This is a genomic window from Emticicia agri (genome assembly GCF_004168285.1).
Taxonomy (GTDB): domain Bacteria; phylum Bacteroidota; class Bacteroidia; order Cytophagales; family Spirosomataceae; genus Emticicia; species Emticicia agri.
Genome location: NZ_SEWF01000023.1, coordinates 79,833 through 99,937, shown reverse-complemented (window position 1 = coordinate 99,937; position 20,105 = coordinate 79,833). Strand labels below are relative to the sequence as shown.

Annotated in this window: 15 protein-coding genes; 10 read left to right on the top strand and 5 right to left on the bottom strand. The window is 37.5% G+C overall.

The window, feature by feature from the left end; all coding sequences use genetic code 11:
* Positions 1-221: 221 nt before the first annotated feature.
* Both EWM59_RS16165 and EWM59_RS16160 read left to right on the top strand, forming a co-directional pair.
* Positions 222-2,057 carry a patatin-like phospholipase family protein gene (locus EWM59_RS16165; RefSeq protein WP_130022268.1) on the top strand — a complete coding sequence of 612 codons (1,836 nt, stop codon included), beginning with the start codon at positions 222-224 and terminating at the stop codon, positions 2,055-2,057.
* Between the two features lie 12 nt (positions 2,058-2,069).
* A complete protein-coding gene (locus EWM59_RS16160) occupies positions 2,070-3,248 on the top strand; it encodes an adenylate/guanylate cyclase domain-containing protein (RefSeq protein WP_130022267.1) in 1,179 nt (392 codons plus the stop codon).
* Between the two features lie 7 nt (positions 3,249-3,255).
* Here the strand turns inward: EWM59_RS16160 and EWM59_RS16155 are convergent, their stop codons facing one another.
* Entirely contained in the window at positions 3,256-3,687 is a 432-nt protein-coding gene (locus EWM59_RS16155; RefSeq protein ID WP_165372194.1) for a hypothetical protein, read from the bottom strand.
* A gap of 363 nt (positions 3,688-4,050) precedes the next feature.
* On the opposite strand from EWM59_RS16155, the gene EWM59_RS16150 reads away from it, so the two are divergent.
* Both EWM59_RS16150 and EWM59_RS16145 read left to right on the top strand, forming a co-directional pair.
* On the top strand, positions 4,051-4,893 hold the full coding sequence (locus EWM59_RS16150; protein ID WP_130022265.1) for a fumarylacetoacetate hydrolase family protein: 843 nt from the start codon (positions 4,051-4,053) through the stop codon (positions 4,891-4,893).
* Between the two features lie 52 nt (positions 4,894-4,945).
* The gene (locus EWM59_RS16145; RefSeq protein WP_130022264.1) at positions 4,946-6,508 is read left to right on the top strand and encodes an aldehyde dehydrogenase (NADP(+)); all 1,563 of its coding nucleotides are present in this window, start codon (positions 4,946-4,948) and stop codon (positions 6,506-6,508) included.
* Between the two features lie 218 nt (positions 6,509-6,726).
* On the opposite strand, the gene EWM59_RS16140 is transcribed toward EWM59_RS16145, so the two are convergent.
* Entirely contained in the window at positions 6,727-7,536 is an 810-nt protein-coding gene (locus EWM59_RS16140) for an enoyl-ACP reductase FabI (RefSeq protein WP_130022263.1), read from the bottom strand.
* A gap of 491 nt (positions 7,537-8,027) precedes the next feature.
* Between EWM59_RS16140 and EWM59_RS16135 the strand changes: the two genes are divergently transcribed.
* Genes EWM59_RS16135 through EWM59_RS16125 form a run of 3 tightly spaced genes read left to right on the top strand, consistent with a single transcriptional unit; the run spans position 8,028 to position 12,588 of the window.
* On the top strand, positions 8,028-10,379 hold the full coding sequence (locus tag EWM59_RS16135) for a TonB-dependent receptor (RefSeq protein ID WP_130022262.1): 2,352 nt from the start codon (positions 8,028-8,030) through the stop codon (positions 10,377-10,379).
* Positions 10,380-10,382: 3 nt separating this feature from the next.
* Positions 10,383-11,408, top strand: coding sequence for a DUF4249 domain-containing protein (locus EWM59_RS16130; RefSeq protein ID WP_130022261.1), 1,026 nt, complete (start codon positions 10,383-10,385; stop codon positions 11,406-11,408).
* 55 nt (positions 11,409-11,463) lie between these two features.
* Positions 11,464-12,588, top strand: coding sequence for a Kelch repeat-containing protein (locus EWM59_RS16125; protein ID WP_130022260.1), 1,125 nt, complete (start codon positions 11,464-11,466; stop codon positions 12,586-12,588).
* Positions 12,589-12,627: 39 nt separating this feature from the next.
* Here EWM59_RS16125 and EWM59_RS16120 read toward each other — a convergent pair whose 3' ends face one another.
* The gene (locus EWM59_RS16120; RefSeq protein WP_130022259.1) at positions 12,628-13,764 is read right to left on the bottom strand and encodes an XRE family transcriptional regulator; all 1,137 of its coding nucleotides are present in this window, start codon (positions 13,762-13,764) and stop codon (positions 12,628-12,630) included.
* A 784-nt stretch (positions 13,765-14,548) separates the two neighbouring features.
* Between EWM59_RS16120 and EWM59_RS16115 the strand changes: the two genes are divergently transcribed.
* From EWM59_RS16115 to EWM59_RS16105, 3 genes are read left to right on the top strand one after another with little or no spacing between them, the layout of a single operon-like run.
* The gene (locus EWM59_RS16115; RefSeq protein ID WP_130022258.1) at positions 14,549-15,478 is read left to right on the top strand and encodes a ubiquitin-like domain-containing protein; all 930 of its coding nucleotides are present in this window, start codon (positions 14,549-14,551) and stop codon (positions 15,476-15,478) included.
* A 4-nt stretch (positions 15,479-15,482) separates the two neighbouring features.
* Complete coding sequence (locus EWM59_RS16110; protein WP_130022257.1) at positions 15,483-15,944, top strand: MPN domain-containing protein; 462 nt, start codon at positions 15,483-15,485, stop codon at positions 15,942-15,944.
* Complete coding sequence (locus EWM59_RS16105; protein WP_130022256.1) at positions 15,941-17,236, top strand: BilD N-terminal domain-containing protein; 1,296 nt, start codon at positions 15,941-15,943, stop codon at positions 17,234-17,236. Before EWM59_RS16110 ends, EWM59_RS16105 begins: the two co-directional genes overlap by 4 nt.
* 98 nt (positions 17,237-17,334) lie before the next feature.
* On the opposite strand, the gene EWM59_RS16100 is transcribed toward EWM59_RS16105, so the two are convergent.
* Together EWM59_RS16100 and EWM59_RS16095 are read right to left on the bottom strand one after the other, a co-directional pair.
* A complete protein-coding gene (locus EWM59_RS16100) occupies positions 17,335-19,134 on the bottom strand; it encodes an acyl-CoA dehydrogenase FadE (protein WP_130022255.1) in 1,800 nt (599 codons plus the stop codon).
* Positions 19,135-19,265: 131 nt separating this feature from the next.
* Positions 19,266-20,042 (bottom strand): hypothetical protein, encoded by a 777-nt coding sequence (locus tag EWM59_RS16095; RefSeq protein ID WP_130022254.1) that lies wholly within the window; start codon positions 20,040-20,042, stop codon positions 19,266-19,268.
* Positions 20,043-20,105: the final 63 nt, after the last annotated feature.

The window sequence follows — 20,105 nt, the reverse complement described above, 5'->3', positions numbered from 1 at the left end:
GGATAGGTATTTCAATTAAGAGAATATTAAAAACCATCTTTTGTGTCTTTTGTCCAAAATGAGTAAAAGAATGACCGTTTTGAACTATGTCTTATTAGCTATTTTTCTCCAATTTTGTTACCTATTGGTGTCTGAAATTTTCATTGAGTGAAACTATGAACGAACGAATAATTGTATGTCATAATTTACTAAAGTAGTTCTGACAATTTTAATAACTGAGTATGCAAAAAACAATCTACCACGATTTGCTCCAGTTAACGCTTAACAAAATTTTCGGTAATTTAAGTATTGAAGCTTTTGAGTCAGTATTTAGTTTGCTTGAATGGAAAGAGTTATCAGGAGGAGAAATTTTATTTCATGCAGGAGACCAGTCAGATAGCCTGTATGGTGTTTTAAGTGGCCGACTACAGGCTTATGTTACCGATGGTTCAGGAGAAAAAGTGATTCTTGGAGAAATTCCTCCAGGTGAAACAGTAGGCGAAATGGGCGTTTTTACAGATTCGCCACGTAGTGCAGATATTATTGCCATTCGCGATTCGGTACTGGTAAAAATCAGTAGAGAAACATTCGAGAAAATTATTGCGATATCTCCGAGAGTAGTGCTTAATATCACCAATCTGATTATTGAGCGATTAAACAGGCAGAATCTTTCAAAAAAGACCAACTATAAAATTACAAACATTGCCCTGATTTGTTTACATAATTCGGAAGTTGAAAAACAATTCTGCCAGAAAATATTTCAATCGCTCAGGAAACAGGATACCTGCCAATACTTATCAATCCCTGTCATTAGCAAGTATTTTAATAATACACAGATTGCGAATGCAGAAAAATCAGATGTAGAAAAATACCGGCTATTGAGTAACTGGCTTGATGAACAGGAGGCGCAGTATAGTTATGTATTGTACGAAACTGACTCCATGAACAGCGAATGGACAAAAAGATGTATTCGTCAGGCAGATAAGGTATTGATTATCAGCGAAAGCCATTTTGCGCCCAATCCCCAGCCATCCGAAACTTCTTTATTATATGGGCGTTATTCAGATGTCAGCAAGACCCTTATTCTCATTCATCCGTCTAAAACTGATATACCTTCTAAAACTTCCATCTGGTTGCAAAACAGACAAGTTCAACGGCATTTTCATGTAGAGCAGGATAAACCCTCCGATGTTGAACGTATCCGACGTTACCTGATGGGACAGTCGGTTGGTCTGGTTTTGTCGGGTGGTGGCGCCAGAGGCTTTGTACATGTTGGGGTTTTTAGGGCATTAGAAGAATACGGGATTCCGGTAGATTTTGTCGGTGGAACCAGTATGGGGTCTATTATTGCCAGCTTTATTGCCATGGGCAATTCGGCAGAAAAACTTTATGGCGTGATGCGGGCTATTTATCTCGAAGGCAAAAACCCGACTTCTGACTTTAATCTGATTCCGTATTTTTCGTTGATTAAAGGCAAGAAAGTAGAAGAAATTCTCGAAAAATATTATGGCACTGTTGATATTGAAGATTTGTGGCGAAGTTTCTACTGTGTTTCGAGCAATATTACCAAAGCAGTAGCGGTCATTCATCAGCATGGCAAATTGCGCAAGTATGTAAGAGCCAGTATTTCGTTGCCGGGTGTTTTTCCGCCTGTAATTGATGACGATGGCTTATTGGTAGATGGAGGTATTTTTAACAATACGCCTGTAGATGTCATGCTTTCGATGGGGGTTGGCAAAGTGATTTCGGTTGACATGAATATACAACGCTCGCTTCAGAAGAAAGAAGAGATTCAGACAGGGAATACCTGGACAAGTTTTAAAGCAAGAGTGATGGGAAATAGTACAGGAGCAAAAATTCCTAATATGATGTCTATGATTTTTCAGTCAACTACCATTGCCAGCGACTTTAAAGCTAATCAGTACAAACCTTACTGCGACCTGTATATTAATCCGAATGTGAGTAATTTTGGGTTGATGGATTGGAAATCTTATGATAAAATTGTTGAAATTGGTTACCAGACAGCGGTGAGTGCTATTAAAGAACAACTAACGAATACGATTGATTCGTTTAAATAATCACACAGCTTTATGAGTAAATTTTTTGTAATCCTGTTTTTATCTGCCACGCTATTTCATGGTGCTGTTGCTCAGAGCAACAAAACAGATAGCACGCAGAAAAAAGGCTGGCGACTCTTTGGTAATAAAAAAGCAAGAGAATTAGAGGCAATAGCCAAAGAAAAGGGAAGAATTGAAAACGAAAAGAAACAACTGGAAAAACAGAATGAAGACCTTTATTCGCAACAACGCTCGTTAGATTCGCAATTGGTGATTACCAATAAAAATCTTAAACTCATGAATGAGGCACAGATTAAGGCCGAATTTATGTTATTGCAACAGCGACAACTGCTGGATTCTATTACCTACTCTAAACTGATTGACTCGCTTAAAATAAGCGACCAGCAGAAAGCTTTAGAGCAAAAAGAAGCCGAAGTAAAACTTAAACGTAGCCAGACTAACTTGTTAATTATGGCTGTATTTGCCATGCTCTGTCTGGCAGTTATTTTTTACAGGAGTATGGTAAATGTAAAAAAATACTCTAAAATAATTGATGCCGAGAAAAACAAGGCTGAAAATCTTCTACTCAATATTCTGCCTAAAGAAATAGCCGAAGAACTGAAAAAGAATGGTTTTTCGGAAGCTAAATATTATCCAAAGGTAAGCGTATTGTTTTCAGATTTTGTAGGCTTTACTTTCTTAGCAGAAAAACTGACCCCGCAGGAATTAGTGGCTGAATTAGATTATTGTTTCAAACGGTTCGACCGGATTATGGAACACAATAAAATTGAAAAAATAAAAACCATTGGCGATGCTTATATGGCTGCCGGAGGTGTTCCGGTTTCTGATGACGAAGCACACGTGCGGGTAGTAAGGGCTGCGCTTGAAATGCAGGAGTTTGTAGAAGCCCGCAAACAACAAAGAAAAAAAGAAAACCTGCCTTATTTTGAAGCCCGTGTAGGCATTCATACAGGCGAATTAGTGGCCGGAATTGTAGGCGAAAAGAAATTTGCTTTCGACCTCTGGGGTGATACGGTTAATATCGCCTCCCGGGTTGAATCTGTAAGCCTTCCGGGTAAGGTAAATATTTCAGAAGATACTTACCAGTTGATAAAAGACCGCTTTGTATGTGCCGACAGAGGGAAAAAGGACATTAAAAATCGTGGAGAAAAAGGAATGTACTTTGTAGAAAGTGAAATCATGGACACATAAGTCCGGATTACTCTGTTTTTTTCTTTTTCATAAACACATAAGCTACACCTAAATTGGCTCTGAAAATGCCTAAATCGAATTGCTTGTTGGCATAGGGAGATAGCTCAAAAACGCCCTGAAATTGTGGCACTTTCTCGAAAGGAGAAACACGTACACCTACATTAAAACAATAACCTTCCAAAGGATTTCTTTTTTGTGGGTCGGTATTCATATAATTCAGGAAATTTGCTTTAATGCCTGCCCCAATGTACATTTTAGCCTTGCCTTTAGTGAGATTTACCATTGGCGAAATCTCGGTACTCAACGAAGAAAAATAAGAATTCATCTGAAACCTGAAATCTAACCATACTGGTTTGTTAGGATTGCTGGCAATAGAAAAAACCGAATTGAAAGGATAATAGGTAAAAGCCTGCGAGTAGCAAGCGTTTGTAAGCCACACGAAACAACAAATGAATAATAATTTTTTAAGCATATTTCTGATTTTCATTTCCTGCCGCTAAGTTAAGATAAATATTTGTAGTACTTAAACACCATTTTTAAGTAATACTGATAAAAAACGACTTCATTGTTTAATTGGTACTTTTTAATGAAATTTACAACAAATCAAGAGGTATAGAAGTTAAATGTAGTTAATCTGAGTAGCTTAAACAGATTAATATTTTTTTAATTGGGTCTCATTAAAAATATTCACTCTTTTAGCGTTTGATTAAATACAATAAAAAAAGCCATATAAATATAGACGCATTGTGTACGTATATAAGTCTTTTTTACCTAATATTGAAAAAAAATATTGTGCCTCTCAATGAAAGCCTACAAAACTGTGCAAGGGTTCGTTATCGAATACCAAAACCAATACTTCCTCTCTCGCCATCAGGACTGGGATTTGTTTATTAACCGTGAAGATTTATTTTTTGAATTACAACGTGAAATACAATTGCTTTCACCTGTGCCGGAGTATAAATCATTAATTGATAACAGCCTGCAAGCCCCTATCCAGTCGCAGGAAGTGTGGGCATCGGGTGTTACTTATTTGCGAAGCAGAGATGCCCGTATGGAGGAGTCGAAAAAAGCAGGGGGAGATAATTTTTATGACAGAGTCTATGATGCAGAACGCCCCGAACTTTTCTTCAAATCAACACCCCACCGGGTAGTAGGGTCAGGGCAAAAAGTGCGTATCCGCCGTGATTCTAAATGGAATGTTCCTGAGCCGGAACTGACCCTGTTTATTAATTCTAAAGGGCAGATTTCGGGCTATACCATTGGCAACGATATGAGTTCGAGAGATATAGAGGGCGAAAACCCTTTGTATCTGCCCCAGGCTAAATCTTACGACAAAAGTACAGCCATAGGCCCTTGTATCACTATTTTAGACGAGCCTATTCTTTCTGAAACATTGATTAAGATTGAAATATTGCGTTATGAAATTCCATATTTTTCTGACTCGGTTGCCATTAACCGGATGAAGAGAAAGCATACCGAACTGGTAGAATTTCTGTTTCGGGAAACTTCTTTCCCACATGGCTGTTTTTTAATGACAGGAACTGGAATTGTACCACCAGACGATTTTACTTTAGAAGTAGGAGATGAAATACGTATCTCGATTGAAGGCATAGGTACATTGGTTAATACAGTAGAAACAAAATAAATAAATACTCAGTAACGGAGACAACAGCGATTCGTTCATTAATACTCCTACAATGCAACTCACAGGAAGAAATATCGTTGGTTTCGAGACCTTTTCAGAAGGGACGGTTGCCATACAAAGCATTAATCCGGCTACAGGCGAGGCCTTAGCACCACTTTTTTTTAAAGCTACCATTGACGAGCTCGACTTAGCAGCTGAAAAAGCAGAAAAAGCGTTTCAGATATACCGCAAAAAATCAGGCTTTGAAAAAGCCAATTTCCTGGAAAAAATTGCCGAAGAAATAGAAAATCTGGGCGATGTTTTATTGGAAAGATATACTTTAGAGTCAGGCTTACCACAAGGAAGGGCTATAGGCGAAAGAGGCAGAACCGTAGGACAACTACGTTTGTATGCCCAACTTTTACGCGAAGGCTCATGGGTGAATGCCCGTATTGACCCCGGTATGCCCGACCGTCAGCCCCTTCCCCGTGTTGACTTGCGTTCAATGGAGCGTCCATTGGGGGTAGTAGGTGTTTTTGGTGCCAGTAATTTTCCTTTGGCTTTCTCGGTAGCGGGCGGCGATACCACCTCGGCATTTGCGGCAGGTTGCCCAGTAATTGTAAAAGCTCACCCTGCCCATTTAGGTACTTCTGAATTAGTAGGAAAAGCAGTACAGAAAGCAGCAGAAGCTACAGGCATGCCTGATGGTGTATTTTCCATGTTATTTGATGACGGCCACGAGATAGGCATGGCGCTGGTAAAGCATCCTGCTGTAAAAGCTATCGGTTTTACAGGCTCACTGAAAGGAGGCAAAGCCTTGTATGATGCGGCTGTCAGCCGCCCTGAACCCATTCCAGTATATGCCGAAATGGGCAGTATTAACCCTGTATTTGTTTTACCTAAGATACTTGCCGAGAAAGGCAGAGCGATTGCTAATTCTTATTTGTCATCAGTTACATTAGGCGTTGGTCAGTTCTGTACCAATCCGGGCATTCTGTTTCTGCAAAATGACAAAGATTTCATTGATGAAATAGAAAAAAATGCACCTGATACACAGGGAGGTGTGATGCTTACACCGGGTATCCGTGATGCGTATATCAGAGGAACCGAACACTCGAAACAATATACCAAAGTAGTAGGTATAGGCAAGGCTCCGGAAGGTTATACGGCAGTAGAACCTGTGATTCTGCATACAGATATTGAGTCATGGAATGCACAACCTGATTTGGCAGAAGAGATTTTCGGGCCTACCAGTCTGATAGTAGAAGCCAATACAAAAGAAGAGATTCTGATAGCCGCACAAAACCTGACAGGACACCTGACCGCTACTGTTCATGGTACACAAGAAGATTTGGAAGAATATAGTGAACTGTTGGATATTTTAGAGCAGAAGGTAGGTCGATTGATTATTAACGGTTTACCAACAGGGGTAGAAGTAGGTCATGCTATGATTCATGGAGGGCCGTATCCGGCTACTACCGATTCCCGTTCAACATCGGTTGGTACAAGAGCCATCACCCGTTTTACACGTCCGGTTAGTTTTCAGGATTTCCCTGACGCCTTGTTGCCTGATGAACTGAAGAATGATAACCCGCTGAGCATCTGGCGAATGGTAGATGGCGAGTTGAAGAAATAATGAAATTGTCCAACGCATTTCACCGAATGAATTCGGTGGCTAAGACAACAAAGGTCTTTTTATGCCAAATGCCGGACTTAAGTCCGGCATACACTACTAATGTAACCTTTGTTATCTTAGATGGCGAATTCTATTCGCTGACTTTTTGGTATATGGAAGCCTAAAATACAAAGAGGAGCCACAAAGCTCCTCTTTCCATATACAGACTTTATATTCAGTTAGTCTAATAAGCCCATTACATCTTCTGAAATTCCGGTATTTACAAACCCCCCATCGTGGAAAAGGTTTTGCATGGTTACCATTTTAGTAAGGTCAGAGAATAGGGTGATTACGTAATCAGCACAATCATCTGCTGACGCATTGCCTAATGGGGCAATTTTATCGGCAAAATCATAGAATTTATCAAAACCTCCTATACCCGTACCTGCCGTTGTTTTAGTAGGAGACTGCGAAACCGTATTAACACGTACTTTTTTCAGTTTGCCATAACGGTAACCATAACTTCGGGCAATAGATTCTAACATTGCCTTGGCTTCTGCCATATCAGTATAGAACGGGAACGTTCGTTGAGCCGCCATATAAGTCAGGGCAACTACTGAACCCCATTCATTGATAGCATCCATTTTTTCAGCTACCTGTAAGAATTTATGAAAAGATAAGGCCGATACATCAACACTTTTCATATACCAGTCGTAATTCAGGTCGCCGTAGGCTTTGCCTTTGCGGATATTAGGCGACATACCGATAGAATGTAGTACAAAGTCAACTTTTCCGCCTAAAACCTCCATTGATTTGGTATAAAGGTTTTCAATCTCTTCTACTACTGTGGCATCTGCCGGAATAATCTCTGCCTCACAGGCTTCGGCTAATTTCTTGATTTCGCCCATGCGCATTGCGATAGGAGCATTTGTTAAAACGATTGATGCACCTTCTTCTTTCGCTTTTAGTGCAACTTTCCATGCAATAGATTTCTCGTCTAATGCACCTGAAATAATACCCTTTTTACCTTTAAGGAGTCCGTATGCCATGATGTGTAAGTTTTAAATCTGTGTACGTAGAGATAGCTACGCTTCTGTCGAAATAATATTTGGAGTGCCAAAGGTAATTATTTTACAAAAAATAAAAAACCATCCGACATTTTTACTTAATACCTACTTTTCTCCACTTACACAGATTTAATCGCCTCAATCTTCTCGATTATTTCACTAATCCTTGCTCAATTAATTCATACAGACGCTCATAGCCTTCTCTTACACCAGTCTCCATATCAGAGCGGAGCATCATATCACGGTCGGCAACTGACTGAAAAACAGATAGACCTGTTACCCTTGACCTATTGCCCGGAAGTGATTCAAAAGTGGCAGTTTCTAAAGATACATGGCCTCGGGTTAAAAAGTAACCTTATCTGAACATTTATAAAGATGGTCTATACACCCTGTTATGAATTGGTTTAAGAAAGAATTATTTGTACTTTTGGAATAATACTTTGCCTATCTATCAATTCTATTAACCAACGTCTATGAGAACAGCACTATTGGGTGGGGTCTTTCTTTTGCTGGCATTTACTGCAATTTCTCAAAGTAGATTTTCTTTTTCAGGTACCGTAACAGATGCTGCTAATGGGCAGCCTATTCCGGGTGTGGGTGTTTTTTTCTCAGGTATCAGCAGAGGTGCTTTAACAGATAGTAGTGGCAAATTCAGTATCTACCTGCCTAAATCAGGGTACGTAGTTACTGTCCGTGCGCTGGGGTACAAAATAGAATCTTTCAATATCAATCTTAATCAGAATCTGACAAGAGATATTAAACTTAATTTACGTGTTGATGAGCTGGCTGAGGTAGAGGTGAAAGCGACCAAAGAAGACCGGAATATCAAGGAAACACAAATGGGCGTAGTAAAATTAGAAATGAAAAACCTGAAGAAGATTCCTGTGGTGTTTGGCGAAACAGATATTATTAAAGCCTTGACCCTGCAACCCGGTATTACTACGGTTGGTGAAGGCGCAGGCGGCTTCAATGTAAGAGGCGGGCGGGTTGACCAGAATCTGGTTCTGTTAGATGGGATGCCTATTTATAATACTTCACACTTATTGGGTTTTTTGAGTAGTATTAATTCAGATGCTTTATCGGGTGTAACCCTATACAAAGGAGGTATTCCTGCGCAGTATGGGGGGCGTTTATCGTCATTGCTGGAAATGAATACCAAAAGCGGTAATGCCGAAAAACTGACAGGTACCGTAGGGGTAGGGTTAATTACCAGTAAGGTAGTTTTAGAGGGGCCAATACTGAAAGACAAAATTACTTTTATGGTGGCTGGCAGGGTAGCTTATCCTAATTTCATGATTAATCAGTTTCCGTCACCTACCGATAAAAGTAAAGCCTTCTTTTATGACCTGAACGGAAAACTTCAGTATAAAATCAACGCTAAAAACATACTGACACTGAATAGCTATCGCAGCTTTGATAATTTCAAGTTTGCAGATGATACCCTTTACTATGCCAAAACTCAAACCCTGAGCCTGCAATACAGTAGCCTTATCAGCAAAACACTAACCCTGAATGTGCAGGGCATTTATTGCAACTACGATTTTGGCACACAAGGCTATAGAAAAGACTATGAGTTTACACTCAATTCAAGAATACAGCATAACGAATTGCGTGCTTTTGCTTTATATACGCCAAAAGAACAGCTAAAAACAGAAATCGGGGTGAATGCCGTTGATTATAGAATCAATCCCGGTAATTTAAAGCCTGATGTAAGTACTTCAAGCATCATTACGTTGGATATTCCGAGAGAATATGCCCGTGAAATTTCTCCTTATATCAATATAGACTGGTCTATTACACCAAAAATAAGTGTACAGGCAGGAGCTCGTTATTCTACCTTTCAGAATTTAGGCCCCAGACAGGTTTTTGATTATGCCGGAGGACAAACAAGAACTACCCAGAGTATTACTGACAGCGTATCGTATGGCAAGAATCAGCTGATTAAGCAATATGGTGGTATTGAGCCACGCTTATCCATGCGTTTTGCCTTTACCAAGAGTGCGGCTATTAAGCTGAGCTATATTCGTATGCGCCAGTATCTGCACCTGATTTCGAATACCACAGCTATTTCTCCAGTTGATTTCTGGAAAGTATCAGACAAACATATTCCACCACAGACGGCCGACCAATTGTCGATAGGTATTTTCAAAAACTTTAAAGATAATACTTACGAAACTTCTGTTGAAGCCTATTACAAAGACATTCAGAATCTGGTAGAATATAAGAATGGGGCGAGGTTGTATTTTAATCCGAATATTGAAACCGAACTGGTACAAGCCATCGGAAAAGCGTATGGGATAGAGGGGAGTATTCAGAAAAACAAAGGTCGGCTTAAAGGAAGTTTGTCTTATACCTATTCAAGAACATTGGCAAGGGTTGATTCAGAGTATCCGACAGAACAGGTGAATGGCGGTCAATGGTTTCCTTCCACTTTCGATAAACCGCATAACCTGGCGCTATCTATCCAGCACTTTATCAGTAATGGCTGGACTTTCTCGACCAATTTTGTGTATGCATCTGGTCGTCCTGCTACTTATCCTGACCGTACATATCGATTGTTAGGCAAAACAGTAATTGATTATTCTGCCCGGAATTTAGACCGCATTCCTCAATATCACCGTCTGGATATGTCTTTACTGAAAGATACCCGTAAAACGCCTGAGCAAAAGAAGTATTATACTTTCTCGCTTTCGTTTTACAATATTTATGGGCGCAGAAATCCGTATTCAATCTATTTTGTGCGTTATAATAACTCTATCCGCTCTTATCGTTTATCAGTTTTTGGAAATATCATACCTGCGGTAGCGGTTACTTACAATTTTTAAGAAATGAAACGAAATATACTATTCATAATCTTTGCTATTCTTATTCAGTTATCATGCGTTGAGCAGGTGGAATTACCCTACCGGAACGAAGCGCCTGTACTGGTGGTAGACGGAGAAATAACCAACGAAAATCCACCTTATAATCTACGTTTAAGTTATTCGGGAAAATTTGTTTCGGGGAGCATTATTACCTCAAGATTGGCCGTAAATGGCGCAAGAGTTATTCTGACTGACGATGCTGGTAATTCGGTACGTTTCCGACAAAATATTTATGAACCTGCCTTGTATCAGACAGATAACGAGTTTAAATGTGAGATAGGTAGGTCTTATTCCTTACGTATCGAAATGCCCGATGGCAAAGTATATATTACCAAACCGCAGTTAATGAAAGGTGTGCCGACTATCAATACTATTTATGCCGATAAAATCAAAGACTTTGTACGTACTTATATAGATACCAAAGACGCCGAAAACTCGACAGATTATTACCGATGGAAAAGTTTTTCGATTTCGTATAAAAGAACCAATGGCGGAACTGGCGGCGGTGCCTGTGGGCCTTCCTGTTGGGCATATAACCAGAGCGATGGAATTAATATTTCTGCTGATACTTATATTAACGGCAAAGAAATAAAAAAACGATTAGTTCATTTTTCTCCGATTGATGAGGCTGTTCCGCTTTCAAGGCATTATATTGAAGTAAAACAGATGTCTATTTCGCAGGAAGCCTATCTTTTCTGGCAGCAGTATGAAGACCAAAGAACCCGCACAGGAAGTATTTTTGACCCTCTGCCATCGACTATTATCGGCAATATAGTAAACGAAAAAGATGATAAAGATTTTGCACTGGGCTTTTTTGGCGTATCGGGTGTAAGTACAAAACGTTTAACGGTTGACCCTTCTCTGATAAGTTCTTCGAGTGAACCAAGTTTCGGACTTCTACCACCTCTGATTCCATCAGAAAAACCGGTTGTTGGCTGTCTGAGTGCGTATCCGGGATATGGCTGTACACCCCCGGTTACCTGGGAATAACCAACCGGATTTTATTCCGCTATATTTTTGATTCAGTTGTTAAAAAAGAGATTGTATGAAAAGCGTATATAAAATAGTATTAGCCAGTAGCCTTATAACCGGAATTTTCGCCTGTGAAAAGAAAAATCCGGAGTTTATTGATGAGACCCTGACAAGAGAAGAGGCACCCACCTACACGGCTGATTCACCCATGTGGCGTAAGTTGAATTCTCCGCAAACTTATTCCTTCACTGATGGCGTGGTAAAAACCGAAATGGAAGACCTTTATTCCTGCGTAATGGTAAGACCCGATACCACTAACGACCATTTAGCTATTGATAACAAAAGTCGTATTGAAATGGCAGGAAACATTGATGCGCAAACAACCATTACAGGTACCTATAGCTTTGAAGGAAATTTCTGGAATCTGAGAAAACTGGAAGCTACACCCCGGTATGCGCCTATGTTGTTAGGGCCGTTTGCTGTATTCGGAAGAACTGAGGTTGAATATTTTTCTCTGCTGGGCGGAGGCTATGCTATCAACGAAAACTTTCCGAATGGCATCAATTATTACCTTGATAACTGGATGCAGACAGATTTTAACCTGTCAGGCGACATCGTAGGTGCAACCATACTGACTGGATTTATGGCTAATAACGACGGGTATTTTATTGAGAATAATGCCGGGAAACAGATGTGGCATATCAGCAGGATTCGGGTATATGAAAAACTCAAGCCATTTCCGGGCGCTTTTTTGGGTAAATTTGCTATGGCATCGGCAAAACTCAATAGAAAGGAATATGGGTATGTATTGCTTGAAAGTGAAAGTGCCAACCGAAAAACCAATGAATTTTATCAATATGATGCTGCCAATGATGCCTGGATAAGAAAGGCTGATTTTCCGGGTGAAGACAGGTATGAAGGTGTTATCTTTGGCATAGCCGATAAGATATACTATGGTCTGGGACAGAGTAAAACCGAAGCCAAAGGTTTCAGAGATATATGGGAGTACGACCTTTCGACTGATACATGGGTCAGGTTTGCTACCTATCCGGGTAGTGGCAATATCAAAGTTTCTACCGCTAAAGTATCCGGCAAAGTATATATCGGTTTTGGGTATTATGTAGGAGCTACTAAAATTAATACCGAAAAATATATCGGGGTTTCTGATTTCTGGGAGTTTGTGCCAAGTAGGAAATAGGATAACTAAAAAAGAGAAGCTGCAGCTTCTCTTTTTTAGTTATCCTATTCTATACTTTTCTGGAATATTACTTTTAACACCCTCTTTAAACCTATGAAGAATTGAGTAAGATACCTGTCCATGCCATGCTAAGATTCCTACTATAATAGAAGGATGGATTTCATAAGCTTTTGAGAAAGAAAGAACTTCTGTTTCGGGTATATAATTAAAAAACTTCTTAAAATGCTCTAATATCTCTTCTCCTTTTAATTTTTTAAAAGCTTCTTCATTAGCTTCAATTTCATCAGGGTCTAAATTATCTTTGGATAATGTGCTTTGTTCATCCATAATAACCGCTTTTGACAAATAGTGTTCCCTTATTATATGTACAATCTCATGTGATAAATTAAACCAAAAATTATCTACTCTATCAAATCTACCAGTTAATGCAATAACTGGCCCTAAATCGCTATCAAAAGCTGCACCCTCGGTATAGGTTTTTGAAAGATGAGATAAATATACAAATCTAACTCCAGTTTCGTTAAGTTTCTTTAGAAATGAGAAAATTCCATTATTCTTATTTGTATAAGTATGTATTTCACCAAAAAGCTCTATTAGCTTCGATTTATCATAATTTGGAATATTTTTTAATTGGTTAGCTTTTTGGAGCGCATAGAGATGCCAAGCCATTCTATTATTTTCAACGGGATTAAAGCTTTCATTAGTAGAGTTTCTATAAGAAAGAGTTAATTGATACTTTTGTATTTCGGTATCTAAATCTTCAATGTTTTTTGCTCCAAATCCTAAAGCTTTATTTACCTCTTTAAGTAAATTCTGAAAATCTGTATACTTGCTTATCCAGCCTTTTTTTATCATTTCTCCTATTGGGAGAAGTTTATATAGTTTTGCTTTTTGCTCTATTTCGCTATTTTCTTTTTGGTTTAATTGTTTAAGTCTGAATTCGGAATATATATCCACAAACTTGTTTTTGTCCTCTAAGTCTAATCTAAAGGTGAGTACAATATCTGAAATCAATTCAAGTGATAATGGCCTTTTATCTTTTATAATTTCATTAACATGCTTTAATGAAAGTGAAAGAATTTGAGCTAAATCCTCTTGCGTCCATTCCGCTTGCTGTAAACAATCTTTGATTACTTCGCCTGGACTGGAATAGGTTTTATTTGTTAGTGTTATCATTATTCATTTCTTATAAAATTATTAAGATTAAGTAAAATGAAAGCACATTTTAGATAAAATAATAAACACAAAATAGTGTGTTGAATGTAAGCAGGAACTTATGCAACTTTTAATTGCTGCTATTAGTAGAGTGAAGTAAAGAAAATTAAGTATAGGTTATAATCATATAGAATTGGAGATTTTAGAAGATGATGATTTAACAGATGATGACAAAGTAAAGTATTATATATATATTAACCAAATAATTGAGATATTATTACAATTGTTTATAATAAATATTGCCTTATTGTAAATGATTCTGGTTGTAATTGTTATATATAACTATATTAATATTAGTAATGAAGATATAAGTAATGCTCGTAAAGATTTAATAATGTACATTTTATGTAATAACGAAACAGAAAATGAAATTTTACATTTTATGTCTTATTTTTATTTAAAATTTTTCTAAAAATAATTTGTTTTTCATTTTTTAGTTTATACATTTGGTAAAAAATAAAGCCACTGGTTTCCCAATGGCTTTGGAAAGAGGATGACGGTCTGATAAAACCGCCAAATTTCTTTGTATCTTGCACATCAAAGATATTCAAACTTCTTCATATTTCCAAATCTGGGAGCCTTGGTTAAGTATTAATTTAATCATTTACTTTCTATCTAACTTCATTTTTTATTTGTTGAAGGCTGTCTTTAAACACATTTCTGTGTGCCTTAGACTTCTATTGCATAGTTTTCAACTTTGCTAGGCCTCCTATTTGTATATTCATAATTTTAACAATTATTAGACATGAAGTTGTTTTTTAGAAAAAATAATGATGTTAATGCCTACAAAATAGAAGCGGAGCCTTCTATGACTATTGGCGAATTAATGAAAAAGGTATTGCCAGATTTGGGAAAAAAGTCAGATTTCGAAGAAGATATTGAAGTTTATATTCAAAATCAAAACGAAGACTTAGATAAAGGCAAAACTTTAGACTTTTATAAAGTAAAGGAAGGAGATACTCTATTTATCGGTATGTGCAAAAGAGTATTTGTTTCTATTTCGTATGCAGGTAAAGGTTTTTCTTTGCAAACGACACCTGCGCTGATGCTTAAAAATTTAATAAAAAAGGCAGCAGAACATTTTGGAATGTCTGATGAAGAAGTAGCTGATTTTCAGTTTTTATTAAATGGTAATGCACTTAATGATTTAAAAATCATGGTTGGTTCTTTAACGCAATATTCAGAATGCTCTGTTTCATTAGTTTTTGGTCCGAAAAAAGATATCAATGGTTTTCTTGAAACGCCAGAAGATATTTTAAAAAAAGACATGGAAAATGCAGATTATCTTTCGGGAGAGATTGATGGAGATTGGGGATTGATTAATAATGAAAATGGGCCCAAGTGGCCCATTTATCTTTTCTGGGTTTTGGCCAAAAATAATGAAAAATACTATTTAAGGTTTGACTTGACAGATTATAACAAAGTTGCACCCACTGCTCAATTATGGGATATAGTTGATAACCAACCTCTTCCACAGCATAAATGGCCAAATTGGTCAAAAAGATGTCAGCAGGTTTTTAGAAACTGGGGACCTTTATGTCTTTATCTGCCATGTGACCGTATCGCTTTTAATGGCCATCATGATTGGCCAGCAATTCATCCTAATTTGGTATGGCAGCCTAATAAAGACTCAATATTTAAATACTTAAATGAAGTTTATCAAATTTTAAATTAAAAATATGAGAATTTCATTTTATAAATGGTTGTACCTCACGATAGGTTTAAGGAAACGTGGGCAGGGAATTAGAGAAAGTGGTGCTTTTTTAATAGGGAAAATAGGATCTACAAAAATTTCAAAAATTATATTTTATGATGAATTAGACCCTAATGTCTTTAAATCTGGGATTATAGAATTCGATGGTTTGGGTCATGGAAAACTTGCCGAAATGTTGAAGGATTTTAAAGGTGAGGTTTTAGCCGATATTCATACACATCCTATAGGATTTAGTACTAAGCAAAGTGATTCTGATAAAGCACATCCAATGGTACGTTTAAAAGGACATGTTGCTTTTATTGCGCCTGATTACGCATTAAATAAGTTTTTAATGCCAAAAGGTTGTAGTGCTTACTTATATGAAGGTTCTTATAAATGGAGAACTTTAGATAATAGGGATTTTCCGCTTAAAATAGTACTTATATGAAAATAGATATTAATCAAGTAGATAGGGTTGTAATTGCATTAGCTGAAAAGAATAATATTTCTTTAGAGAATGCCAAAGAATTACTTAGTAAACATCAGGTAGTATTAGAGACAACTGAAAGAGTAAAAAGTTCTTATCATTTACAGGTCGCATTTTTAACTTGTTATAATATAGCTAACAGAGTTTTCAAGGGCGGAGTAATATGTAATATGCCTGAAGATATTCCTAATCTTTTAAAGTTTGAAAAAGAGACATTTATAGAAGTACTCGAAGGTTTTTTTCCTTTAAATAAGGTAAGCCAAAAAAATGCTGAAATACCTAAGATTCTTTTTGGTAAACATCCATTAGCTAAAAATGAAGCAGAATTAGTTTGTTCTAATTGGCAAGGAGGGCTAAATATATATAATTCTGAAATAATTGAATTAAAAAGTATAGGTAATAGTATTTCTTTAGGTGCATGCCTTGCGAGTGCTTATGCAATATTTTGGGCTTTCAATAGAACATATTTTATAACAGAAGATCAATATAAAGAGTCTTTTGGATATTCTTTATGGAATAATTCTTTAGAATTAGACTGGCATAGTAGTAATGGAGAGGGGCCTGAAAAAATATATTTACCTTCAAAAATTTGGTCAGTTGGGTTAGGCCATCTTGGGCAGGCATATTTATGGATTATATCCCTGCTTAAATCTAAACAAGATTACGAGATACTGCTTCAAGACTATGATAAATTAGGTATTGAAAATTTGGGTGCTCAAATCTTAAGTTTTGAAAGTCAAATAAATAAAAGTAAGGCAAGAATATGTGCTGAATTTTTAGAAAAAGTTGGTGTTGATTCTATAATTATGGAAAAAAAATTTATCGAATCTGACCAACAAGATGAATCATTAAAAGACTTTGAAGTTCTGCTTACTGGTCTTGATAATATTCAGTCCAGACAAAAAATTGACACAGATAGATTTAAAATTTGCTTAGATGGAGCTACAAATGGTAAGTTAATAAATTTTGACTCTTTTACTTTTAGAAATTTGACTCTTTCTCAAAGAAAACCATCTGATATATGGCAAGAAAATCAGACAAGCAACGAGATTCTACATGAAAACCTATATAGAATGGTTGAGGAAAAAGGCGGTTGTGGAATTTTAACAAATGTAGGTATTTCAACACCTTTTGTTGGGCTTTTTGGTGCAAGTATATTAATATCGGAATTAATTAAAATGATGAATAAAGGTAATCCGATAAAACATTTCTCAGGCAAAATGAGTACAATTAATTCATATACAGTTAGCTAATAGTTTATATGAAGAAAGTAGCCAATAAAAAACCGTCTTCCAAAACAGAAAGACGGTTTGTTGGTTCTTAGTTATTGATTATTTGAGCTTTAAAATCTTTAGAATATATATTTATTCTCCTCAATCATGGCTTCTGCTACTCTGCGGCGTGCATTTTTGAGGTTAAATGGTTCAATTTTTGTAAAACGTTTCAAGCCCATCAGCATCACTCTGAGTTCATCACCTTCGGCAAATGAAGTAATGGCTTCACGACCTGCATTATTTACTCTTGATACGGCCTCATGTAGGTAAATCATAGCCATATCTTTGTGTAAGGCAACCGCACTTTCACCTTTAATGCCAATCAGTTTTTCTACTCTCAGTAAAGTTGATTCTGCTACGTAGATTTCGATAGCCATATCAGCCACATTCATCAGAATTTCCTGCTCACTCGAAAGCGACATCATGAATTTCTGTACTGCCGCACCTGCTACCATTAAAGCAGCTTTTTTCAGGTTTTTCAATACTTTCTTTTCTGCAGCAAACAAGCTGTCGTCGTCAGAAGCACCAAAATCAGGAATCGACATAATTTCTTTCGCAACAGCCATTGCCGGAGACATCAGGTCTATTTCTCCCTTCATCGCACGTTTCAAAAGCATATCTACAATCAACATACGGTTGATTTCGTTGGTGCCTTCAAAAATACGGTTAATACGGGCATCACGGTAGGCACGCTCCATGGGTGCATCTGCCGAATAACCCATACCGCCATATACCTGTAAACTTTCATCAACAGTATAATCCAATACCTCAGAGCTATGCACTTTCATAATGGCACATTCAATAGAGAATTGTTCCAGTGCTTTCAGCTTTGCTTCGGCATCGTTCAGACCTTGTTTTTTTAAGTCTTCTATGGCATCATCAATGTTTTGTCCGGCTCTGTAGTTGGCAGATTCAGAAGCAAAAATACGGGTAGCCATTTCAGCTAATTTATATTTAATAGCCCCGAAAGTAGCAATAGAAACACCAAATTGTTTGCGCTCGTTGGCGTAATTAATGGCATGGCCTAACGAACCTTTAGAACCACCAATGACAGCAATACCTAATTTGATACGACCGATATTCAGTATATTTACAGCAATCTTGAAACCATTACCACGGCTCGAAAGCATATTTTCTACAGGCACGTGGCAATCGTTGAAGAAAATCTGACGGGTATCAGAGCCTTTGATACCTAATTTATGCTCAGGCTCATTCATGGTGATTCCATCAGTAGTTTTTTCGATAATGAAGGCTGTTAAGTTTTTGTCATCGTCTATTTTGGCAAAAACAATAAACAAATCAGCGAAACCACCGTTGGTAATCCACATTTTTTGTCCGTTAATAATATAGTGTTTACCATCTGCCGATAAAACAGCTTTCGCTTTGCCCGAATTAGCATCAGAACCCGAATCCGGTTCTGTTAAGCAGTAAGCAGCTTTCCACTCGCCTGTGGCTAATAATGGAAGATATTTGGCTTTTTGCTCTTCGTTACCATAATAAACGATAGGCAAAGTACCAATACCTGTATGGGCTGATTGTGCCACTGAAAATGAATGTCCCTGACCCAAAGCCTCAGCTACGAGCATAGAAGTATTGAAATTCATACCAAATCCGCCGTACTCTTCCGGTACTGCTGTGCCCAATAACCCTAAAGCTCCTGCTTTAGACATTAAAGACGACATCAATTCGGGTGATTTGGCATTATCAATCTCATTCAGTCTTGGGTGGATTTCTGTACGCAAGAAATCGCGACAGGTTTCAGCAATCATGAGTTGTTCTTCTGAAAACTCTTCCGGAATGAAAATCTGATGTGCTTCTACATCTTTTATCAAGAATTCTCCGCCTTTGATAGAGGCTTTATTTTCAGTTGCTACCATAGTATTAATAGTAAAATTTGTCAGAATCAGAAGTTGACGCAATTGTTATGCGTGCATACTGTTACAAAGATAAAGAATTTTAAAAATATTATGCAAGCATACTATTGATTTTTTTTGGAATACAATGAGGTTTATTTTTTACGGACTAAAAACAGCAGAGGCTGACCGTGCTGATAGACAGGTTTTTCGTCGGGGTCGTTAATCTGATTGAGTTGAAAAAGAGTAAGAGTATCGTTTTTAGAACGGAAACCATACTGGTCTGCTGTTCCTTTGTTATTCAGAATAATCAGGTCGCCGCTTTCGTTGGCCGCACAATCACCATTGACACAAATGGTATAAGTAAGGTACTTGTCCCACCCTTTAATCTGCCCGAAACGGTCGAACTGAACAACTTTGGCAGGAGATGTTCCCTCTACCATATTCCATGAACCTTCTAACAGAGTTTTATTAACGGCAGTAGGGAAAGCAATAGCTGGGCTGTACGTTTTATCAATCAGGCTGCTATCGGCTCTGACAAAGGTATAAACCCTATTCAGAGCCTTATCTACATAAGATAGTGTTTTGGTTGCAGGATTATAAATGATTTCGGTTTCAGGGTCAAGATTCAGTTTCAGGCGTAAGGTATCTCCACTTCTTTTAAAGGGTAGCGTAGTAGTTTCTACCTGACCGTTAAAAACCGTAATTGAATCAGGCGTGTGATTGTTGAAAAGAAATTCTGTGGTATAAAACGGAATATTGTCAGCCACCGTTTGTGGAGATTGTGTACTGGCAAGAGCATCTAAATATTCTTTATTCAGCCAATGTCCTACTATGTTTGATGGGGCTTTGTCTTTTTCACTGGTACTACTGTCACAGGCATTTAATACAACAACGAGAGTTAAAAGGAACAGGTATTGGAGTTTTTTCATTGAGTTATTGGTATGTGTTTCTGGAGACAAATATACAATTGATTGAAAGATAGGGCAATTTAA

What these genes read in the sequence shown, in the direction of transcription:
- EWM59_RS16165 (WP_130022268.1), top strand. Translation starts at nt 222, where the DNA reads ATGCAAAAAACAATCTACCACGATTTGCTCCAGTTAACGCTTAACAAA.
- EWM59_RS16160 (WP_130022267.1), top strand. Translation starts at nt 2,070, where the DNA reads ATGAGTAAATTTTTTGTAATCCTGTTTTTATCTGCCACGCTATTTCAT.
- EWM59_RS16150 (WP_130022265.1), top strand. Translation starts at nt 4,051, where the DNA reads ATGAAAGCCTACAAAACTGTGCAAGGGTTCGTTATCGAATACCAAAAC.
- EWM59_RS16145 (WP_130022264.1), top strand. Translation starts at nt 4,946, where the DNA reads ATGCAACTCACAGGAAGAAATATCGTTGGTTTCGAGACCTTTTCAGAA.
- EWM59_RS16140 (WP_130022263.1), bottom strand. Translation starts at nt 7,536, where the DNA reads ATGGCATACGGACTCCTTAAAGGTAAAAAGGGTATTATTTCAGGTGCA.
- EWM59_RS16135 (WP_130022262.1), top strand. Translation starts at nt 8,028, where the DNA reads ATGAGAACAGCACTATTGGGTGGGGTCTTTCTTTTGCTGGCATTTACT.
- EWM59_RS16130 (WP_130022261.1), top strand. Translation starts at nt 10,383, where the DNA reads ATGAAACGAAATATACTATTCATAATCTTTGCTATTCTTATTCAGTTA.
- EWM59_RS16125 (WP_130022260.1), top strand. Translation starts at nt 11,464, where the DNA reads ATGAAAAGCGTATATAAAATAGTATTAGCCAGTAGCCTTATAACCGGA.
- EWM59_RS16120 (WP_130022259.1), bottom strand. Translation starts at nt 13,764, where the DNA reads ATGATAACACTAACAAATAAAACCTATTCCAGTCCAGGCGAAGTAATC.
- EWM59_RS16115 (WP_130022258.1), top strand. Translation starts at nt 14,549, where the DNA reads ATGAAGTTGTTTTTTAGAAAAAATAATGATGTTAATGCCTACAAAATA.
- EWM59_RS16110 (WP_130022257.1), top strand. Translation starts at nt 15,483, where the DNA reads ATGAGAATTTCATTTTATAAATGGTTGTACCTCACGATAGGTTTAAGG.
- EWM59_RS16105 (WP_130022256.1), top strand. Translation starts at nt 15,941, where the DNA reads ATGAAAATAGATATTAATCAAGTAGATAGGGTTGTAATTGCATTAGCT.
- EWM59_RS16100 (WP_130022255.1), bottom strand. Translation starts at nt 19,134, where the DNA reads ATGGTAGCAACTGAAAATAAAGCCTCTATCAAAGGCGGAGAATTCTTG.
- EWM59_RS16095 (WP_130022254.1), bottom strand. Translation starts at nt 20,042, where the DNA reads ATGAAAAAACTCCAATACCTGTTCCTTTTAACTCTCGTTGTTGTATTA.